This is a genomic window from Sphingomonas parva (ex Maeng et al. 2020), from assembly GCF_004564275.1.
Lineage (GTDB): Bacteria > Pseudomonadota > Alphaproteobacteria > Sphingomonadales > Sphingomonadaceae > Allosphingosinicella > Allosphingosinicella parva.
Genome location: NZ_SPDV01000003.1, coordinates 34,062 through 53,099, shown reverse-complemented (window position 1 = coordinate 53,099; position 19,038 = coordinate 34,062). Strand labels below are relative to the sequence as shown.

Below are 19,038 nucleotides of genomic sequence, written 5' to 3'. Positions count from 1 at the left end.
AGTCACCCCTCGCCGGCGGAGAACTTGTGCTCGATGCTGCAGGCGCAAATGGACCGGTGGCGGCTTCGCGGCGGTACCGGCGCCTTTCTGAGAGCGATCCACGTCCTGCCTCCAGAAGGCCCCCGGAAAGTTTGCGTAGACGGCCCCTCCGTGACGCAACCAGCCCGTGAGATCGCGATCAGAGACATGGGAGGCTCCCGCACTCCGCGGAAACGGCGAGCCAAGGCTGGCCCCTGCGCCTGAACCCGCCGCGGGATGATCGGGCATGCTGAAGGTGCGGAGATGCGCGCGAGCCCCGTGACGGGTCGCGTCGCACGATCACCCAGGAGAGAGGCGGCTCCAGCCGCCGGTGCCAGTGCTCATCACCATCCAATGGCTTGGAGAGTGGCCCCTCAAGGGGAGGGGAAAAGCGCTCCGCTTATGTGCGGGCAGAGGAGTTGAGAAATGTTCACCGAGAATGGTAAGCGTCATGTTCAGGCTTTCCTGGCGGCGATGAACCACGTGGCCGATCCGAACCGCGCGATCATGGCGGACGTGCGCCCCTGCGTCCTCGTGACCGGCGGAACGCCGCTAGACCCGCATTCGCTCATCGCACTTGCGAAGGCGTCGGACGGCATTGACGCGGACCTGATCCATCTCGAGTTCGAGATCGGCGCCGAGTCCGAGGGTCCGCGCAACATCCTGACCGCAATGGTCCGCGATGGCATCGTCCACGTTGGCCCAAGATGCGCCGTCTGGGTCGATCCGCGCGGCCGGCCCTTCCTTCTCCGCACGTCCGGCAAGATGGGCCTGATCAGCTTCGATCCGGACGGACTGGACTTCCGGCCGGGGCGGCCCAAGACATCGGTCGGCAAGGGCCTCGCGCGGGGCACGGCGAAGCTGCGCCAACTCGCGGCCGAGCAGCTGGGGCGCATCGAGGCCGCCAACGACTATGCCGGCGTTCCGGCGGACGCGGCCGCCTGATGCGAGGATCGCCCGTCCGACGGGACGGGCGATCGTCACGCGATCTCGAATGTGTGCGGTCCGGCGCCCTGCTCGTTCACGAAGCAGTCCTCGACGACGCCGATCGAGAACGGGTGAGGAGCCCGAGATCCGACGCCCCGCCGAGGTGGGGCGCCGGATCTCGTGCCACTACGTCGCATCTGGTCAGCTGCGAGCGAACCGCTTCAATTTCGCCCGCACGCCCGGTCCACTGCACGTCCGAACGTCTGATAGCTCGTCAGCAGGGCTGCCTCGGGGAGCATGAAGCCATAGTGCTGCCGGACCATTTCCTCGGACGTCTGGATTGCGAAACTCGCCTCCTCGACCCTGTTGATCGAGAGGCCGTTCTTCAGGGTGTCGGTCGCGCGGATGTGGCGGATCGAATACGGATTGATGGAGACCACGCCGGGAAAGCCGGTTCCCTGCACGGGGTTGTACGCGATGTGCCGAGCTCCGTACCGGGTGAAGGAGACGCGGTATTCAGCCGCTCCCATGGGTCGCCCGGATTTGGTCCGGAACGCCGCATTGCCCTCGTTGCCGTCTCGAAGACCGGGAAGCACCTCGAAGAAATAGAGATCGAGCAGATCGTACAGACCGGCCTGGTCGACGAGGTCCAGGCGGTAGTTCTGTCGCGCGGATTTTGGCCCGAAGAGTCTGCAGTTCCGGTAGTTCTTGAACTTCTTGTAATGCAGCTCGAGCTGCCAGACGCCATCCACCTTTCGTATCTCGCCCCGGTGGTCACCGGTGAAGGTGAGGCCGGCCAGGTTCTCAGGCCGGAATCCCGTGATGGGATGGATGCGCGCGAGCGTCGAGTCCCGGACGTCGAGCTTGTAGCCGAACGGGTGAAGCCGTGGGTCCGCCCACCGCCGTTCCGCCGCCAGGGCGAGCGCGAGGAACTCGGCTAGGGGTTCATCTGCGCGGATCAGTCCGTCGATGTTCTCCATCGGGCTGCGGGAGACTTCGATCTCGTCCTCCAGGAAGTACATGGCCTGCCGGAGCGACTGATGGGTTCTCGAGCAGAAACCGATCCAGTCCGCACGGGCGAACCGCACATCCGCTTCGGTCAGGAGAAGCGAGTCCTCACCCATCCCCAGCAGTCGCAGAAGGTCCTTGAACTGGCTGGGAAGCCTCGCGTCCAGCGGCACGAGCGTCTGGGCGAGCTCGGGCTTCTGCGCGAGCCAGCCGGTGACCGGATTGATCATCGAGATGACGAGCTGGAGCTGGGACAGTTCACCAACCGTGTAGAAGGTGCCCCGCTCCTCGCCCTTCCACTGCATGTCGGCGAAGCGCCTCGCACGCTGCGCGATGGCCATGAGTACCAGCGGAGCATGAGCGAGCCAGGCGATGGTCTCGTACTGCGGAGCGATCCCCAGACCGGAGATCGCGCTTTCACCGACCGGGGCCTCCATGATGCGGAAGAAGCTGTCGATGCTGCCCATCCGCATCCGCGCCGAAGCCTCGGACTTCCACCGTCCTCGCGCAGTGCGCTGGAGCGGGTAGGTGACGGGGGCCATCTTGTAGTCCTTGAAAGCCTCCAGCTGAGCTCGAAGCTGCGGCCCCGCCTCGAAGGGTGGAAGCTGGCGATCGGCCCGGCGTGCCTGGGCGCACAGCTTCCCGTACTCCGTCCCGCAGGCGAGCAGCGGCCTCACCAGCGCCGCCGCCTCAGCCAGACGCTGCGGCGGCCATTCCGAAGCCTCAGCCGGCAGCAAGGAGCGAAGATCAGAGGGGAGCTGCCGCCACTCCTCCGAACCGCCCTTGTACCTGTGCACCCGGCCGAGGGTCCGCCCCGCCTTCTCGACGAGCGTCCCGGCCGGCAGCTTGAAGAAGGCCTCCATGCGGCGGATGATCGGCAGATTCTCCGAGCTCACCCCGCAGATGCCGGTCTCCCAATAGACGACAAGGTGGCGTTCGCAGCCGACCTCCCGCGCGAGCGCCGACCGCGTGATCTTGTTGATCGCGATCAGGTGCTGCAGGCTCTTCGCGAGATCACCGGGAAGCTCGGCGGCGCCCACCTTCGCCAGGTACAGCCGTCGCACATGATTTAGGAAGCGCCGGACGTTTCCAGCCGTAGCCGGGTTCTCGATCTTTGCCAGGACGGCTGCGCTTAGCTCCTCGAAACGCTCGCCGAACGCGGGTGAGACGTCATCCTCAGCCTCCAGGCCGGCTTCGTCGACGAGGCGCGCGAACGCATTGCGGTGGCCCGCCACTGCGTTCGAGATCGCTGACGTGCCGCGCGCCCGCTGCTCCTCCTCGACACGCGCAACGATATGGGCCCGCATTGCGGCGACCGAGTTGTCGTGGGCAGTCATGCCCGGAAGCTGCGTACCGCGACGCCTGGCGATCGCGAGGACATAGTCGCGGTAGCCCTTGGAATGCTCCAGCGTCGGGTGAATTCGCCCGGTCAGCGATGCAAGATGCTCATAGTCCACCGCACCAATCCGGGCCTTGCTTTCGGGAATCTTGCCGCCCGGAACGTCGAAGGAGTCGGCCACCGCTTTCAGCTCCGCAAGCCGGGCACGACGCTGCAGCACGGTCATCGCGTCCGCGGGGCGCCATCGCTCCCCGAGGCTAAGCCGACCATCCGCCAGCGCCTCGTGGATGATCCGGATGTACGGGGTCCGGCTGGTCTTGTTCCAGCTGACACCCATCTCGTGAGCGATGCCCTCACGACTAACCCGCCCTTTCCCGTCCGACGGAATCGGATGGTTGTTCAGGATGCAATCGTCCACGTACTGCCGGACCTTGTCCGCAAGCGTGATCGGCCGGCGCGTCGGCTCGCCCGTTCCGTGAAACGTACTCACCGGCGCCACCCGGACCCGCGGGAGATATGGGTCCAGGTACGAGCGAAGAGGCGACCCCCGACGCAGCTGGATGTCCTTCAATCCAGCCGCCTTTCCGATCGCGCGATACGAGTGGTGGCCGTACGCTGACGGAAGGACGCCGTCCGCCCGGGCCCGGTCGCGCAAGTACCCGAGAAGCTTCCGCCGGCCGGGCAGAAGATGGCTCTCCAACTCGAGGTCGAGTTCGGCGACCAGCTTCGCGACGTGAGGATCCTGTTCGACCCAGACCTCCGGCGGTGACGCCTCCCCGCCGGAAGGGGGCTCCGGCAGCCGCGCCGAAACATTGTCGTTTGCAGGGATGTCGACCACGGGGCGCGGCCGAGGACGTCCGCGCGGCTGGTCATCATCGTTCGCCACTATCACGTGCTCGAGCGGATTATCCTGGGCTTCAGCAGCGCTCGTCCTGGTCATCTTCATGTCGTGTCTCCTCTGCGTTCGACCAGATCTCGAAGCGATGTTCTAAGCCTCTATTCCTGGTCATTCGTCGTGCGGCAGGTCACGTGCTCTAATGAATGTTCCTGCTGCCTAAATGATGAAGTAACATTCCCAAGAGGCAACAACTAATTTCAAATGGATCATCCTGAAAACGGAAAGCCAATTTTGAGAAGGAGCTACGGTTATTTCGCCGACGTGCGGATTCGCTATCCTGAAAACGTGTATCGTTTTAAGGATGGGGAAATTGCTAGTGTATTGCCGAATCGGGTGCCCGTCCCAGTGCCGATTCGATGGGCAGGCTGAAGCGGGGGCTGGGGTTCAGCGGAGGCGTCTGGCGAGGCGGTGGCGAATGCGGAGGCGCAAGCGCCGGCGAAGGGCCGCCGCGCGTGGCACCTGCTGACCGGCTCCGCCTCGGCCGCTCGGCACCGTAGGCTCCGATCGGCACCTTTCGTCCGCAAGGCCTTGGGGACCGCGGGACCGCGGGCGGGGTCTGGAAGCGCTATTAGACCCCCGGCGCAGGCGGCCGCTGCAGCTTAGTGGGCCGATTTCCGGCGCTCCCTACGCACTCTTAGTGTATGCGGCGCCGAATAGGCGAAAATACGAAACAAAACAGCATCTTAAGGAAAGGTGCCATGGGAGATCTATGCCAACACCTTTATAGATAACGTGTAGCGAGTCCACTAACGGCTGTCGCGGTCAACGATGCTAAGTTATTGATAGAGCATTGGTTTTAGTTGGCGTGTCGTAGCCGGCCTTGTGCAATGGGTGTCGACCTGCGGGCTGGAGCCGAGCGGAGCCCCACTAAGCTGGGCCAAAGGGGTCAGTCTGCTGTGCGCCGTTCGGGATAGGTGCGCGGATCGGCCAAGATGGCGGACAGTCTTGCCGGCAAGGCCTTGCCCGCCATGCTCGCGATCGCGATCAGGGGCGCGGTGATCTCGCCGCGCCGGTCCACCCGCAGGCGGGGCAGCGCGCAGTAGACGCGGTGCAGGCCCCCTGAATTCGCCATGGCCCAGGAGTGCAACTCATCACGAAGCTCGTCGAGCGCACTCTCGTTCCTGAGGGCAGCCGGATCCTGGCCGCGCGAGGGTCGCTTGGCAGTCAGAATGGCAACCATCCGCGACCCCATGACCGCGTCAACGCCACGCGTGTTGCCAATCACCTTGGGCCCGTAAAAGTCCACCATCCGGACCCGGCCGCCGCGATCGGCGACAGGCTTGAGCGAGGTCGAGCGTTTGTACGAGGTCTTCAGGGCCTGAGCGAGCTCCCCGTTTCCGGTGACCGCGGTCGGGCCATCTCCATCCATGTCGTCGAGCACGATCAGGCCACGCGTCTCGTCAAGAAGCCTGATCATCCCGGCCGCCCGGAGCTGTCCGGCAATCGTCGCATTGAAGGAGAGCCTGGCGATCGCCTCCCCCAGCTCCGACTTGCCCGTGCCGCGCGGGCCTTTGACAAGCAGCAAGGGGATGGCGTCGAACACCTGATATACGTGTGAGAGCACGACGTAGAGCGCGGCGAGGAGCGTCTGGCCCTTTACCGGGAGCCAGACCCTGTCGGCCATGTGCGCCTCAACGTCCTCGATGATCTCCTCGAGGGACCGAAACGGCGCCGAGCCCCCCTTCTGACGCCACCGCACGAATCTCTGGATCGACGCGAACGACCATGTTCCCGTTCTGCTTACCATCGGCTCTGACAGGATCCTTGTTCCGTCGCTGAGCGCAAGGATTCGCTGATCGGTCGGGGTGCCCCTGGGCGCCGGAAGCACCTCTGTGGTCAGAAGGTGGCCGTCCGAGCGGAGGATCATGGTCGAGTAGACATGCACGATCCTGCTCGCCCGGGCACGCTCCGACTCCTCCAACTCCCTGCTCTCGACCGGGAAGGGGTAGTAGCTGTGGCCACCCACGAACGCGCCGGTGATCCTGACCGGAGCAGCCTCGAACCGTCCAAGGGCGCCAGGCGGAATCTCGGCCGCCGGTCGGGGCAGATTGAGCACTTGCTGCTGAGCGCCCGCCAGCACGTCCTCCAGCGAAGGTGGGGAAGGGCTCGCCAGCATCTCCGTCAACGAGCCGAATGGAGCCGGCAGTTGGAGGCTCTCGACGGCGCGTCCGACATGGGGGGCGAGCTGCTGCTCCAGTTCCCGGCATCCGGTCCCGGGGACGAGAATGATCCTGCGGAAGCCGGACCAGAACTCCTTGCTCCTCCATTCCGCGGGCCATCCTTCCGCGTGCGAGCGGGACATGAACGCTAGGCCCGGATGGGCCCCCGCCGCCAGCTGCCAGGCGAGCCAGCAGTCGAGCGGCTCGGCGGCTACGAGGACATCGCAGTTCGGTGCGAAAGAACCCAGCCGATAGACTTGCGGGGAACCGGGACCCCAGCTGGTCGGCCGCGGAGGATTGGATGTGACGCCTGCGAGATTCAGGTAGGCGTAGCGCCCAAGGGCCCTCAGTCCTTCGCCCAAGAGCGGAAAGCACAATGCGTCCGCGACCTCCAAGCCGTCGACGCGACTGCGGTAGGGCTCCTTGAGGCCGAGATGAAGGCGATCCGCCGTCGCAGCATTGATGCCGAGCGTGCGAAGCGCATTCAACGCCTGGGGGCTGCGTCTCAGCCTGCTCTTCAGCCGACCGAGGTTCTCGCCGCCGGCTTCGTCCAGCGTGGTCATATGCCGCCGCCGTGAAAAACGACGTGAAAAGCTGGTGCGCACACGAACATTCGCGTCCTCCGTGCTGTTGCTGATCAATCTCCATCCGCGGCCGCCGAGCACGCCGCGCAACTCTTCCGGGGCAGCGAGCCCGGCCCCGAGGGAAATCAGTTCATCCAAATGCGGCGGAGGCGTCGAGGCGACATCCGCATGCTCTCGATCGACGGCAGGAGGGGGCTTCTCGGCACCGCTCCCGCGGCCGTTGACGGAGCGAGACTGGCGGCGCGCCTATGGCGGCTTCCACCCGACCGGATGAACGCGGGTGCAGGTCATGTGAACCTGGCCAGCTGCGGCCAGGGCATGTCGTACGGGCTGCGCCCCGTGTGGACGAACAACGTCGCTCCGGAAGCCGTCGTCGTGGCCCTGAGGATCGTGTAGTGGATCGGCTTGAGGAGATCGTGTCCGATCACGCGGCTGACCGGTCTGCCGACGAGGCTGAGTCGGATCGTGTCGGGGATCTGCGTCCTCAGGTCGATGCGAAGCTTGTCTCGGCAGCTGACCATCGCATAGCCGTCCCCGATGACCCCGATCTCCAGTCCAGCACCCTGGACGCGGACACCAAGGGCGCCCGCGGGATCGGACGGCGGTCTAAGGATGACGCCCATCACTCGGAACCTGCGCTCGAAGCTGCGGTCCTGGTGGCGCAGCGGCGCCAGCGGCTTCCACGAAGGCCGAAGGGGAAGACTTCGAACCGGTACGGGCGCGATCGGGACGGCTGGCCACCGATCCGGCGGTCTCAGCCCCCGGAGAGCGCGCGCGAGGACGGGCGCGCCTACGGCCTCGGCCAGCAGGGGACTCGCATCCTGGACCGACCATTGGAGGTAGCGTCGAAACAGCTCCAGTCGGGAGTCGTGCTCACGCTCGAGGAACAGGCGGATGTCGCCCTGGAGGCAGCGCAGCTCTCTCATCCGGGCGGTCAGCTCCGCCTGCATCACGCCACCACCGAGAGACTGCGAATGAACCAGCGCACCCAGTCGGACGAGCTTACCATGCGGTCGAGCGGCGTGGCCATGGCCAGGTGCGCGTTGGGAGTCCGGAGCCAGCCCCTGACCATCGCATCGCTCCCCAGCACCGTGCTCAGGATCGACGCCAATTCGACGAGTAGCTTGAGCCGTACGGCGACACCGGCGATCTCGCTGCCCGTGGGACCCTCCTCGTCGCCGACGTACCCGAGGAGGCGCAGACACTCTCCCGCGTCAAGCGCCCAGTCCTCCACGACCTGATCCCAAAGTTCCAGAACGAGTTCGAAGGAGATGTCCTCGCCATCCGACGCCTGCCGCGTGCTCATTGCCTGAATATCCTCTCGGCAAGGTCGCGAACTGCGCGGATCTCACAAGGTGCGCCTGCCATGACGTCCAGCGGTGTACGGGCGCCCAGGAGGCTCGCCGGCCGACGCAGCCAGGTCAGAACCTCACGGTCGTGGGATGCGATCGGCAGACTGCGGTCCACAGCGAGGATGAGACGCATCCGCTTCTCTGTGGCCGCCGCCGGGAATGGCCGTTCCTCGCTCGCGTCCTGGAGGAGAGCAACCCGCTCCCCCTCCGTGAGCGCCCAGCGGCTTGAGAGCGCCTGCCAATCGCTCCTCACGGTCCTGAGCTCATGAAGTTCCTCGAGGCGCCCGGTCACCAGCGGTGCTCCTGGGGAAGGGACGAGAAGATGCTACGGGCGCCCGCGTCACGCCTCGCGTAGTCGGGTAGCCTTCCAGGGGCCGAGTCGGGCTCCTCGAAAGTCCGAGGCGCGGCAGGCGGAACCGTCAGCTGCTTCATGGGCGTCTCCTTGGAGTACGAACATGCATGAGTACTTTAGAACGTGGTGCTATAACACCCATAAGCGCAGCCTGCGAAGGTGTCAATCCTCCGCTGCGTTGGCGCAGCCGCCCATTCCAGGCGCGTCGTCGGGCTGGGGCGAGGGTGATCCACGAGGACAGGCGATCAGGTCCGCGCGGGGGCGATCAGCGGCGGACGCAGCTCACCTGGGGGCATGGCGGATTCAACTGGGGCGCAGGACCCGCTTGAGGCAGAGGGCTCGGGTTCAATGGTCCTGCGGTCGACACGGAGTGACCCCGTGCCGGAGGAGAAGACGGCGGGCGCGCGGGCCGCTGCCCGGGTCGCCCGCCTGGTCTCAGGACTGCTTGGGGCGCCCGCGCCGCTTCGGCTGCTCGGCGGGAGCGGTCTTGGGAGCGGCGCCGCTCTTGGCGGCGCGGCCCTTCGAGCCGAGGCCGATCTTCTTGGCCATCGCACGGCGGGTCTCGGAATAGTTCTGTGCCACCATCGGGTAGTCGGCCTTGAGATTGTAGCGCCGACGGTATTCGTCCGGAGTGAGGCCGTGCGTCGACAGGTGGCGCCGCAGGGTCTTGTAGGGCTTGCCGTCGATCATCGAGATGATGTGATCCGGCGAGGCGAGTGACTTGCGCGCGGAAACAGCCGGCGTGAAGCTCTGCTCCTCGCCTGTGTTCTCCTGAGCGGCAGCAGGAGCGCCTCCGGCGAGTTCCGTCACCGTGGCGTGCATCTTGCGCAGGAACTCGGGCACCTCATCAGCTGCGAACCGGTTGTTCTGATTGCCGAGCCAGGCGATCGTGAGCTCGGTGGCAAGTTCAACGGCGTTCAGGTTCTTTTCGTCAGTCACTATGCGCTCCGCCGATCTTGAGAGATTGGCGGCCGTAACAACACCGGAAGATCAATTCCAGTGCCGCCGCAAAGCATGTCTCCAACGTCCATTGTGAAACGACGCTGTGTGTCAGTTGCCGACGGCCCCGGCACGGCCCCGGACCCATCAGGCCGGGTCGGAGACCCAGCCGATGCGCAGCCCGACACCCTCGATGACGATCGGACCGCTGATCCGATCCTGATTGACGGTGCCGTAGCCCATCGCGACCGCGAGGTCGTGGAATTCGGAGAACCTGCTGGCCTTCGCACTGAAGCTCTGGACCAGCATCGCAGCATGACGGGCGCGGTAGCGCTTCGCCTCCAGCACGGCGCACAGAACTCGATGAAGAAGCTGGTAGCGCAGGTGGCCGGAGCCCTCGGGAGGCAGGCGCAGGCGCTCCAGGAGGCGGCGCGTACGGGTGGTCTCGCCGACGCTCAACCCTCGAGCCAGGCGCGCGTTGATCGTCCAGTCGAAACTCTCATGGAGCTTCGCCTCGACCGTCAGCACCCCGAGTTCCTCGCGCAACGAGCAGATAGCCAGCGCGTCGCAACGGCTCGGTGACGCCATTCCGTCCTCGAGATCCACCTGGCGCTCGAGCCATGCGTCCAGCATCTGCACTCCCGACCATTCGGGGGCCTGCTCGAGAATCGCACGAAGCCTCGGCGGAAGGCCGTTTGCCGAAAACCAGCTCTGCGTGACCAGCGCCGTCGAGCGACCGGGAGCATATTGTTTGGGGCTGACCAGATGGGGCTTGATCGCCTCCGGCGCGAGAAGTGGGACATGGATCCGACGTATCGATCGCTTCACATTATGCTCCGCACAGGACGCCCGAACCGGGGCCGATACACATCGGGGGATCGACTGCAACGACGTTGCCATCCTCGGGCTCGTGGGCGCAGAGCTCGGGAACATGGTCTGACGCCGACCAAGGGGGATGCGGAGCTCCGGCAGATCCGCTGGGCGCCGCGCATTGCTCGGTCGGTCCCGCCGTTCGAGGCTCGCTTTCCCTCCTTCCCTGTTGCCTCGAACCCAGCTCGGTGCGCAATGCGTCCACGAGGAGATGCGTGAGATGAGTGGGATAGAGGTCTTCAGGGACATGGTGCTGAGCGGAGATCCCGCCCAGCGGGAGGCATTCGCCGCCGCAATGGTTCACGGTGCCGAGCCGCCCTGGAGCTTCGATCCAGTCGGCTCGGAGAAGGCCGGGCAGAACGCGCTGGGCCAGCGCGGAGTCCTCATATTCCAGCGGGCCGCGGATGAGAGAGTTCCGGCTGCGCGGCTCGTCCTGTGGCCTCAGGACGGCGGATACTACGTTCCAAACGTGACGCCAGTGGCCATGGGCCAATTTACGATCTCCCAGTACAATGCCGTTCTCGACGACTTCGCGAACGCTGTAGCCCGACCGGTTGCACGCAGGTTCGGTTTCGGCGTCGGCCTCACAGCCGCGATCCAGAGCCTGGACGACTGGCTCCCGCCCGAGGCAGCCGCCGCGCTCCGCCGCTTCTCGGCCGCGGCAAACAAGTCCAGCGGAGCAAGTCACCCGCTCGATGAGCGGCGCTGGTTCGACTTCATCATCGCCGTGCATCGCTGCCGTGGGCAGATCGGATCCGATCGGCTCGGCCGCTGGCTTCACGAGGTGGAGGGTTGGGACGAGGATTCGTCGCATCACCTCGTAGCCCAGTTCGAGCGAGGCCTCGCGCTCCTGTCCCGGGAAGAAGAGACCCGCTGAACGTGCGCTCCTTCGACGCCGCCGAGATCGCCGCGCGTGGGGTTCCGGTGCTCTGCATCGACACCTGCTCTCTGCTCGACATCATGCGGGACCCTACCCGCGAGGACGCCCGCCCGAACGAGCGGAGGGCCTCCATCGATCTCGTCGCGCGCATCGAGGCGGGAGACCTGGTCTGCCTCGTGGCCGAGCAGGTGAGACTCGAATTCGGGACGCTTGATCTGACCATCCAGACCCAGGCGGTGAACGCCCTGAAGGCCCTACGAGAGCAGGTCGAGCGCGTGAACGAGATCCACAACCTCTTTCTGCCGGCGGTCCCGATCAGCCTGGTTCATCTCGACATGCAGGTGGCTCCCGCCCGCGCGGTTGTCGGCCGCTGGCTCGCGGCTGCCACCTCGGCCCCCGGGTCGGGCGACGCTCTGGCACGGGCAATGGACCGGGTGAACCGGAACATCACTCCGGCAAGGCAGGGCAGAGAGGTCAAGGACTGCGTCGTGTTCGAGACCTACCTCGAGGCTATCACGAAAGTCCGCGCAGCGGGGATGCCCGCCACAGCGGTGATGCTGTCGTCGAACACGAAGGAGTATCTGAGTGAACGAAGGGTCCTGAAGGCGGACATCGCCTCCGATTTCACCCGAGTGAACATGTCCTTCGCTCCGAACATGGCGGCGGCGAAGAACCTGCTCGGCTTCTAAGGAAGACGCAACTTGCACCACTTGCCGATCCAGGCAGGCAATTCTACTACCGTCGAGCAGCCGGCTGCCCGCACGTCGCGGGGGCGCAAATCGCCGATCGCGGCTGGTGGGCAGAGTCGAACGACAACGTTCGGTAAGGGGGTTCTGTGGCGCTGAAGGACATCGACCATATTGTCTTCGTCATGCTCGAGAACCGGTCCTTCGACCACATGCTCGGCTACCTCAGCCTGGACGAGACGGCGGGGAAGCTACCCGTGGACGGCCTGCGCTCCGATGAGAGCTGGAAGGCCTCCTACACCAACGTGGTGGGCGGGAGGCAGTATCCCATCAAGAAGATCTCGGGGGCTCAGGAAATCCGGCACGATCCTCCGCATGGCCGCGAAACCATCGATCGGCAGATCAACACGGCGCCGGCCGGGCCCGGCCCTCCGAAGATGGGCGGCTTCGTCGAGACCTACCTGAAGGCGCATCCGAAGGCGCCCGATCCGGGGCTCGTCATGGGCTACTACGACGCCAAGGACGTGCCATCGTACGACTTTCTCGCGCGCAACTTCTGCGTGTGCGATCGGTGGTTCACCTCGCTGCCGCTCGGGACGCAGGCCAATCGCCTGATGGCGATGGCCGGCGAGAGCCTCGTCGTGGACAATGTGACCGGGCTGCCCTCACAGAAGCTGGTGTACGACTGGCTGGAGGAGAGGAACGTGTCCTGGCGCGTCTACGTGTCAGGTGGCTACGCCCCATTCTTCATCATGATGCGGCGCTGGTCTCTGCGCGTCGTCAAGTCCCTCGGCCTGGGTAACGGCCCGTTCCGGCGTTTCTCCAAGTTCAGGGATAACTGGAAGAACGCGGCGGAGATGCCGTCGGTGATCTTCATCGAACCGGAATACGCGGACGCCCCGATGTCCGACCCTAACGATGACCATCCGCCGGCTCCGATCTTCAAGGGGCAGGATTTCCTTCGAGAGATCTACGGGATCATCACGAGCAATCCCGCCCGGTGGCAGAAGACGCTCATGATCGTTACCTACGATGAGCATGGGGGCTTCTTCGACCACGTCCCTCCCCCGGCGCTCCCTACCACGATCGGCGACGTGACCCTTGCGACGATGGGTCCGCGGGTGCCCGCCCTGCTGGTCTCGCCCCATGTGGGAGAGGGCCAGGTATTCAGCGAGCCGCTCGACCACACCTCCTTCCTCGAGCTGCTCGCGGAGCGGTTCGGCAGCGGAGGAGCGTACTCGCCGGCGGTCGCCGCTCGACAAGCTTCGCTCGGACGGATCAGGAATGCGCTTCTCGAGGAGGCAAGGACGGGAAAGGCTCCTTCGATGCCTCCGAAGCCCCCAAGGGTCGGGCCCGCCATGCGGACGGTTGCGAGGCCGACGGCGCCCGATACGCCGAACGCCGCCGGCGTCGACGCGATCATGCGCGATCTCGCGAAGGAACATCCCGAACTCATCAACCAGCCCGGCTGGGAAGAGATGCGCGCGTACCTCGAAACCAACGAGCCGCCGGTCCCGGAGCATAGAGACAACCTCGGCGACGCGGACGATCTCTGACGGCATCGTCGCAGAGGCGTCTCAGCGCGCCGCCGCACGCCTTGGCCGCTTCGCATTCACACCGCTGCATTGCCGCAGGTCTGATCATCAGGCCTCAAGGCGGGGCACGGGCCCGAGCCTTGGGGAGCGAACCACCGCGCCGATCAAGGCTGCATGGCGAGCCTGCACACGTAATACGCAAGCTGCTGGTCCGGGCAGCGTTCATCAGGCGCATGCATCACGGACGACCTCGCGAAGCCAGCGATGCCCCTGATCGCCATCGAGCCGGGGATGCCAAAGCAGCGATACGGTGAACTCCCGAAGGGGAAACGGAATGGAAAAGGTGTGCATTCCCCCTCGAAGGGCACGGGTGTGCTTCTCGGGCACGGTCGCTATCAGGTCCGATCCGCGAGCAAGTGCCAAAGCGGCCGAAAACCCATCGACCGTCGTCATGATCGTCCGAGACAAGCTCAACTCGCCAAGAATTCGGTCAATGTCTCCAAGATTCATCCCCTCGCGCCACGCGACGACATGGCTCCAGCTCGCATAATCGACCGCTGTCACCGGCGCGCGCGACAGCGGATGATCGGCGTGGACCACTCCGACATACCGGTCGACGAAGAGCGCTCGGCTCCGGATCTCGGGGCCGATGGCTTCGTCCACAACGCCCGTCTCCAGGTCGATGGTGCCGTCGCGCAGCCCCCGGCTGTTCTTGTCGAGCTTTCGGACGAACCGTAGTTCCACGCCCGGTGCCTCCTCGTGCACGCGCCTTACCAGCGAAGGGCCGAACGTCTCGATGATCCCGTCGCTCGTGCGCAGGGTGAAGGCTCGCGCCAACGCCGACAGGTTCAGTCCGCTGGACGGACGCAGCAGGGCTTGGGCATCCTCGACCAACAGGCGCACCTTCTCCCGCATCTCGCTCGCTCGAGGCGTAGGAACGAGCCCGCGCCCCGCGCGCACCAGCAGTTCATCGCCGGTCACAATCCTGAGGCGCGCCAAGGCCCGACTCATGGCTGAAGGGCTGAGCCTGAGCTTGCGGGCGGCGCTCACGACGCTGCCCTCGGATAGCAGGACGTCCAGCGTGTGCAGGAGATTGAGATCCGGGACGGACATGTCGCCACTTTAGCGCACAGCATGCCCGTGACCTAGCGTCAAACGCAATGATACCTTGCGATCGCTGCGTCTTCCGCCATTCCCGGAGCATGCGTATCCCGGACTCCAACGATCTGGAGAACCGAACATGGCTACGACTGCGGTCCACAGGTTCATCTCTGCCGTGCAAACCGAATGGGGGCCGATCAGCACCGACTTGGTGGCGAGTTGTCGGCAGCTGCTGGCCGAACTTACGCTCGCGGACCCCGCTGAGGACTGGCTGTCGGCTCTGCGCGCAGAGCAGCCAGCGTCGCGAGAACTCCATCGTGATACCTCGAACGGCTTCATGCTGCTCGCTCACACCGAGCAGCGGGGCCTGTACCGCCCGCCGCACGATCATGGCCGCGCCTGGGTCGTCTACGCGGTGCAGTCGGGCGAGCTCGAGGTCGGCAGCTATGGCAAGGTGATGAACGAGCAGGGAGCTGCTCGACTGGTCCGCCGCGGCACGCACGTGCTGCGCCCCGGGGAAGCACGGGCATACTTGCCCGGTGACATTCACGACACGCGCTGCACCAGCGAAACGGCGACCCTATTCCGCTTCACGGAGCGCGATCTGCGCCACGAGGATCAGGTGGAGCACAAACTGACACGTTTCGTCGAGCGGGACGGTGGGTGGATGGAGCCCGCAAGATGAAGGGCCTGGGTGTGCGGGAGCGCCTATCTGCACTCGCGGTGCTGACCGCGATGGCGGCGGCCGTGCTCGATGCCGGGATCGTCAATGTCGCGCTCCCGCTTCTCGCCGCGCGCTTCGATTCGTCGCCAGCTGACACGATCCTCGTCGTCACCGCCTATCAGCTCGCGCTGGTCATGGGTCTTCTCCCCAGCGCCCACCTGGCGGAACGCTTTGGCTTCCGCAGGCTGTTTGTAGGCGGCATCGTGCTGTTCTGCGGCGCCTCCCTCCTTTGCGCGCTCGCACCCTCGTTGCCGCTGTTGATCGCGGCCCGTTTCCTCCAGGGGCTCGGGGGGGCCGCGATCATGGCGCTGGGGATTGCGCTGCTGCGGGCTGCCCTTGGAACCGGGCGGTTGGGCGCCTCCATCTCGTGGAACGCGCTGACGGTGGCGCTGTGCTCCGCCGCCGGGCCGCTGATTGGTGGCCTCATACTCTCGGTGGCTTCCTGGCACTGGCTTTTCCTCGCCAGCCTGCCGGTAGGTGCAGTGGCCCTGCTCGCGAGCCGAGCCTTGCCGCCGGTGGCGCCGACGAAGCACTCCGCCGATCCGGCTAGCATCGCACTCTACGGGTTGGCGGTGACGCTCCTGGTCGTGGTAGCGAGCTCGGCCGCGACGCACCTCGTCGCATCCGTCGCCGCCGGCATCGCCGCGGGTGCCTGCTTCGTGCTACTCGCCCGTCGCGGTGCTCGCCAGGAAGCACCGCTGGTGCCGCTCGACCTGTTGGCCGTGCACCGTTTCCGCGTTTCGGTGGCTGCTTCGATCTGCTGCTTCACGGCGCAGTCGATCGGTATGGTGGCGCTTCCCTTCTATCTGCAGATGCAATTGACCCGGGGACCCCTTGTCACCGGTCTCGTCCTCACCACTTGGCCAGTCTCCGTGGCGGTGACGAGCACGGTGGCCACTCGGCTGCTGCGCGGCCTCGGAAACTCGGTGCAATGCGGGATCGGAGGGGCCATCCTGGCTGGCGGCCTGTTGTTGTCCGCAGTCCTGCCGACGCACGGTAGGGTGGCGCATCTCGTAGCCGGCGCGTCAATCTGCGGCATAGGGTTCGGGCTGTTCCAACTGGCGAACAACCGCGCAATGTTCTTCGCGGCGCCACCTGAGCGTTCGGCCGCAGCCGGTGGCCTGCAGAGCACCGCACGGCTGACCGGCCAGATCTCGGGCACGCTGATGATGTCCGCCATCTTCACAGCCTCGCCGAGCGCAGCTCCAACGACGATTGGGCTCGCCGCCGGAGCGGTGTTCGCCTTAGCTGCTGCGCTGCTCAACCTTTGGGAAGCCGGTACCGCAGGTCGGAGCGCGCCCCTTCGCGAAGACACTGCCGCGGTTCCGACCGCGTCATGCCGGTAGTGCCGTCGAGCCCGCCCGTGATGCAAGCGAGCATGGGGCGAGCTGCTCACCTCATTCCGACGCTCGCCGCTATGGCCCAGGTGGATTGCCGCCTTTCGGTCAGCTGTCCGCTCCGCCGGCCCGCCGCGCCGCCTCCTCCAGGAGCGACGGGGTCAGGATCTGCGGCAGCTCCTTCCCGGGCTCCCCCGGCGCGAAGAAGAGGTAGTAGGGGATGCCGTTTCGACCGTGCTCCGCCAGGAAGCGCGTGATCGCCGGGTCACCGTTGGTCCAGTCCCCGACCAGGATCACGACTCCGGCCTGCTGGAATGCGCCTCGGACACGCTCCGTATCGATTGCGAGCCTCTCGTTCACCTTGCACGAGAGGCACCAGTCGGCGGTGAAGTCGACGAAGACGGGCACCCTTCGGGCGCGCAATTCCGCAAGACGAGCCGGCGAGAACGGCTCCTTCAGACCGATCTCGCGGCTGCCCGACGAAGCTCTCGCCGGCGGGTCCGCGGGGACTACGAGGATGGCAGCGAACGCGGCCAGCATCAGCGGAAGCGCGGGCGCCCACGACCTTCGAACTCCGAGCGTCTGCCGGTGGCCGAGCCACCATAGACCGAGGGTGAGGAGCAGGGTGGCAGCGAGGCCGACGGTCATGCCTTCGACGCCGCTCTGGCGTCCCAGCACCCATGCAAGCGCGAGGGCTGTGAGGAACATCGGCAGAGCGAGAATCCGGCGGAAGGTGTTCATCCAGGCGCCTGGCTTAGGCAGTCTCCTGCGGGCAGCCGGAACGAAGCCAACCAAAAGGAACGGGAGCGCCAGACCGATCCCGAGCCCCGCAAACACGAGCATGGCGCCTGCAGCCGGCAGCATGAGCGCCGCGCCGAGGGCCGCACCCATGAAGGGGCCCGTGCAAGGCGTTGCGACGAAGGCGGCGAGGGCGCCGGTCCAGAAGGCGCCGCCGGCACCGTTCCGCCCGGCAAGTCGCTCCCCGAAGCCGAAGCTGCGCAGCTCGAACATTCCGGCAAGGTTGAGGCCGATGGCGAAGGTGAGCAGGACGAGCACGAGTATCACGCGCGGATCCTGGAGCTGGAAAGCCCAGCCGACCTGCGACCCCGCCGCCCTTAGGGCGATCAGGCCTGCACCCAGGGCGAGACACACAAGAACCGCACCCGCGCCATAGGCGAGCGCCTCGGTCCGTGCCGCAGACTCCGTACGTCCGGACCGTACCATCGAGAGTGCCTTGAGGCTGAGGATCGGAAAGACGCATGGCATCAGGTTGAGGATCAGACCTCCGAGAAGCGCTCCGAGAAAGGCCATGAGGAGGGTGGGAGAAGCCGGCCCCTCAGCGCTTGAGACCGGCGCAACTCGTCGCCGATCGGGCGACGCTGCCGCAGGTCGGCCGGACGGCGGGGCATCGGCCGCCGCCGGGTCGGCCACGGCTGCAAAGGGTGCGGGGCCGCCCGGAAGAGACTCCGCCCCGGCACGCGCACGGCTGGAGCCAGGCCGTGCGCTCACGGCGAAGCTGGACGCTCCGCTGCTGAGCACCGCCTTCAACGAGGCAGGTGGATCCTTCAGCCTGGTGGGAACCCTGATGACCAGTTGGCCATCTTCAACCCGGGCGGTCTGCGTGGCGCTCGGCTCGAAGTGGTCATTCGACAGTGCGTAGAGCCGGACCGTGGTCGGGTCGATGCCCCGGGGCGGCTTCAGAGACACGAACAGCTGACCGTCGGCCACGCGCGCCTCCGCCTCCTCCGCAATGGGCCGCGGGATGCGCGCGGAGAGGCTGTCGAACCGGCGCCTCGTCGGCGGCGGCACCTTGCCGTCACTGATGGTCAGTTCGAGGTTGAGCGTCTTCGTCTCGGGTACGCAAGCTTGATCCGAGCAGGCGAGCAGATTGAGGGTGGCCGTAACGGGAAGTGCCGTCCCCGGCTGCGCGTCGCGCGGTACGCGCAGCTCGCTCATCAGGGCGTAGGAGCCTTCATGAACGTAGCTGACGAGACCGCCAAGGGTGAGCGTCTCCGGCGCGGGGTGACGCAGATCTCCCCCAGACACCCCTTGCGGGAGATTCCACCCTACCGAGGGGGGCGCACCGCTCTCCCCCGGATTCAGCCAGTAGCCATGCCAGCCCGGCTCCGCGCGGAGCATGAAGGCCAGCCGGACACGCTGCCCCGGCGCGGGCGTGGCCGTCTCGCTTTCGAGCCTCGCCTCGATATGACGCGAGGCGCCCAGCGGCTCAGCGGGGGCGGTGGCCGGCGCAAGGGACAGCGCACCGGCCCCGACGGCCCCCAGCAAGGCGATAGGAGCCCAGATCTGCCGCGGCAGGGTAAGCTTCACG

General features: G+C 66.0%; 15 protein-coding genes. 6 read left to right on the top strand and 9 right to left on the bottom strand.

Translation table 11 applies throughout. The annotated features are described in order from the left end of the window. Positions 1–444: 444 nt before the first annotated feature. Positions 445–963 carry a hypothetical protein gene (locus E2493_RS02655; protein WP_135083450.1) on the top strand — a complete coding sequence of 173 codons (519 nt, stop codon included), beginning with the start codon at positions 445–447 and terminating at the stop codon, positions 961–963. A 203-nt stretch (positions 964–1,166) separates the two neighbouring features. Here the strand turns inward: E2493_RS02655 and E2493_RS02650 are convergent, their stop codons facing one another. The 7 genes from E2493_RS02650 to E2493_RS02620 all read right to left on the bottom strand — a co-directional run bounded on the left by E2493_RS02650 (position 1,167) and on the right by E2493_RS02620 (position 10,404). Beyond that, positions 1,167–4,238, bottom strand: coding sequence for a hypothetical protein (locus E2493_RS02650; protein ID WP_135083448.1), 3,072 nt, complete (start codon positions 4,236–4,238; stop codon positions 1,167–1,169). 838 nt (positions 4,239–5,076) lie between these two features. After that, positions 5,077–7,071, bottom strand: coding sequence for a DUF3631 domain-containing protein (locus E2493_RS02645; RefSeq protein WP_135083446.1), 1,995 nt, complete (start codon positions 7,069–7,071; stop codon positions 5,077–5,079). Positions 7,072–7,220: 149 nt separating this feature from the next. Continuing rightward, positions 7,221–7,556 (bottom strand): hypothetical protein, encoded by a 336-nt coding sequence (locus tag E2493_RS02640; protein WP_135083444.1) that lies wholly within the window; start codon positions 7,554–7,556, stop codon positions 7,221–7,223. Between the two features lie 326 nt (positions 7,557–7,882). Continuing rightward, on the bottom strand, positions 7,883–8,239 hold the full coding sequence (locus E2493_RS02635) for an antitoxin Xre/MbcA/ParS toxin-binding domain-containing protein (RefSeq protein WP_135083442.1): 357 nt from the start codon (positions 8,237–8,239) through the stop codon (positions 7,883–7,885). Then, complete coding sequence (locus tag E2493_RS02630; RefSeq protein ID WP_135083440.1) at positions 8,236–8,577, bottom strand: antitoxin Xre/MbcA/ParS toxin-binding domain-containing protein; 342 nt, start codon at positions 8,575–8,577, stop codon at positions 8,236–8,238. Before E2493_RS02630 ends, E2493_RS02635 begins: the two co-directional genes overlap by 4 nt. A 495-nt stretch (positions 8,578–9,072) precedes the next feature. After that, positions 9,073–9,579, bottom strand: coding sequence for a MucR family transcriptional regulator (locus E2493_RS02625; protein ID WP_404828287.1), 507 nt, complete (start codon positions 9,577–9,579; stop codon positions 9,073–9,075). A 144-nt stretch (positions 9,580–9,723) separates the two neighbouring features. After that, on the bottom strand, positions 9,724–10,404 hold the full coding sequence (locus tag E2493_RS02620) for a DUF6946 family protein (RefSeq protein WP_135083436.1): 681 nt from the start codon (positions 10,402–10,404) through the stop codon (positions 9,724–9,726). 289 nt (positions 10,405–10,693) lie between these two features. On the opposite strand from E2493_RS02620, the gene E2493_RS02615 reads away from it, so the two are divergent. The 3 genes from E2493_RS02615 (at position 10,694) to E2493_RS02605 (ending at position 13,568) form a co-directional block, all read left to right on the top strand. Next, positions 10,694–11,323, top strand: coding sequence for a hypothetical protein (locus tag E2493_RS02615; RefSeq protein WP_167737350.1), 630 nt, complete (start codon positions 10,694–10,696; stop codon positions 11,321–11,323). Between the two features lie 2 nt (positions 11,324–11,325). Next, positions 11,326–12,015, top strand: coding sequence for a hypothetical protein (locus tag E2493_RS02610; RefSeq protein ID WP_135083432.1), 690 nt, complete (start codon positions 11,326–11,328; stop codon positions 12,013–12,015). 146 nt (positions 12,016–12,161) lie between these two features. After that, positions 12,162–13,568, top strand: a complete 1,407-nt coding sequence (locus E2493_RS02605; protein WP_225421104.1) for an alkaline phosphatase family protein — start codon at positions 12,162–12,164, stop codon at positions 13,566–13,568. 204 nt (positions 13,569–13,772) lie between these two features. On the opposite strand, the gene E2493_RS02600 is transcribed toward E2493_RS02605, so the two are convergent. Then, positions 13,773–14,660 (bottom strand): LysR family transcriptional regulator, encoded by an 888-nt coding sequence (locus E2493_RS02600; RefSeq protein WP_135083430.1) that lies wholly within the window; start codon positions 14,658–14,660, stop codon positions 13,773–13,775. Between the two features lie 127 nt (positions 14,661–14,787). Between E2493_RS02600 and E2493_RS02595 the strand changes: the two genes are divergently transcribed. Both E2493_RS02595 and E2493_RS02590 read left to right on the top strand, forming a co-directional pair. Beyond that, the gene (locus E2493_RS02595; protein ID WP_135083428.1) at positions 14,788–15,333 is read left to right on the top strand and encodes a cupin domain-containing protein; all 546 of its coding nucleotides are present in this window, start codon (positions 14,788–14,790) and stop codon (positions 15,331–15,333) included. Then, on the top strand, positions 15,330–16,718 hold the full coding sequence (locus tag E2493_RS02590) for an MFS transporter (RefSeq protein ID WP_135083426.1): 1,389 nt from the start codon (positions 15,330–15,332) through the stop codon (positions 16,716–16,718). Before E2493_RS02595 ends, E2493_RS02590 begins: the two co-directional genes overlap by 4 nt. Before the next feature lie 99 nt (positions 16,719–16,817). Here the strand turns inward: E2493_RS02590 and E2493_RS02585 are convergent, their stop codons facing one another. Further along, positions 16,818–19,037 (bottom strand): protein-disulfide reductase DsbD family protein, encoded by a 2,220-nt coding sequence (locus E2493_RS02585; RefSeq protein WP_225421103.1) that lies wholly within the window; start codon positions 19,035–19,037, stop codon positions 16,818–16,820. Between the last annotated feature and the right edge of the window lies 1 nt (position 19,038).